This window comes from Mesorhizobium sp. M7A.F.Ca.CA.002.15.2.1 (assembly GCF_003998715.1).
In the GTDB taxonomy this organism is placed as follows: Bacteria; Pseudomonadota; Alphaproteobacteria; order Rhizobiales; family Rhizobiaceae; genus Mesorhizobium; species Mesorhizobium ciceri.
The window spans coordinates 697-2,060 of sequence record NZ_RZPI01000858.1; the positions used below are offsets into that span (position 1 = coordinate 697).

The window sequence follows — 1,364 nt, forward strand, 5'->3', positions numbered from 1 at the left end:
GTGCCCGTCTCCGGGTCGATTGTCGCGCTGAGTTCGATGATACGGGCGAGCGGAAAGTGCTGGGCCAGCACCTTGCCGCCTGAGTTCGAGGCACCGCCCGCCAGCCAGGCGTTGCCGAGCCGGTGGCTGTAGATGCCGAAGCGCGGCGCCGAAATCGGCCGGTCGGACAGGATCTTGATGGTCAGCGAGGATCCCAGCGCAGTGACCCCGTCGCCGATCGCGGCGGCACCGGTCGCCAGGAACGAGGCGCAGCCATCCGTGGTGCCGGCGACGACGGCCACATCGCGCGGCAAGCCGAACAGTTCCCCGGCTTCCGCGGTGAGGGCGCCCGTGACCTCGCCCGGCACGATCACGCGCGGCAGCAACTCCATGCGCATTCCGGTCGCCGCGATCCATTCCGGCCAGCGGCGGGCCTCGACATCATAACCTGTCTTCAGGGCATTGTTCTCGTCGCTGACGTCGAAGCGGCCGGAGAAGTTTCCGGCAATCCAGTCGGCCTGATGCAGCACTGCCGCAATGCCCGGTAGATGCTGGAAGCGCAGGGCCTTGGCGAGGCCGGATGTCGCTCCGTGCGCTGCACTTGCAGCCGGCGCGGTGCGGGCGATCGCGGCCAGGATGTCGTCGTCATCGACCTTGTCGTTGTACATCAGCGGTTCGGCCAGCGGCAGCCCGGCGGCGTCGACCGGCAGCAGCGTGCCGGAGGTGCCGTCGACGGCGATGGCGCGGACCGCCGTGCGGTCGATGCCGGAAAGCAGCTCCGTCAGCGCCGCCTTGACCGCTTGCCACCACGCCGTGGGGGCTCGGCCATCGCCGCCAAACCTGTCGAGTGGAACGGCCGAATGCCCGGCTATGGAAAAATCAGGGCGCATGGCGACGGCGCGCGCACCTGATGTGCCAATGTCGATGCCGATGACAAGTGGCATCATGTCCATGCTAGCCGCCAGCCGCGTTGAGCTTCTGGCGATACTGCTCGGCGTCCCAGTTGACCAGCTCGTCATTCTCGGAAGCGGTGAGATAGTTCAGCCGCGCGGCGATATCGATGCGCGCCGTCACGTCGGCGAGGCAGCGTTGCATGGCATCGGCGCCGGCACTGGCGTCGCCGCGCATCAGCACGCCTGCGCCGGGAAACAGGATCGCCGCAGGCGACGTGCCCAGTCGTGCAACGACATCTGCCACGGCCTCGCCTGGCTTCGCCACGACGGAGCCCTGGCCGAGGAAGATGACGTGGTCCGGATAGAGGCTGCCGGCCTGCGCCATGCGGCGGCTCTCAGCGTCGAGCGCAACCGCATGCGCTTCGACATCGGCCGGCAATCTGTAGCCGCTGTCGCCGGCAAGCGCGGCCAAGGCGTCGAGTTCGGGTGCGG

The 1,364-nt window shown here is 68.4% G+C and carries 1 protein-coding gene and 1 pseudogene; both read right to left on the reverse strand.

The window, feature by feature from the left end; translation table 11 throughout:
* On the reverse strand, positions 1–926 hold a 926-nt coding region (locus ENZ74_RS30320; protein WP_245471041.1), incomplete at its 3' end, for an FGGY-family carbohydrate kinase.
* 7 nt (positions 927–933) lie between these two features.
* Positions 934–1,364: pseudogene (locus ENZ74_RS30325) on the reverse strand (class II aldolase); the annotation flags it as partial.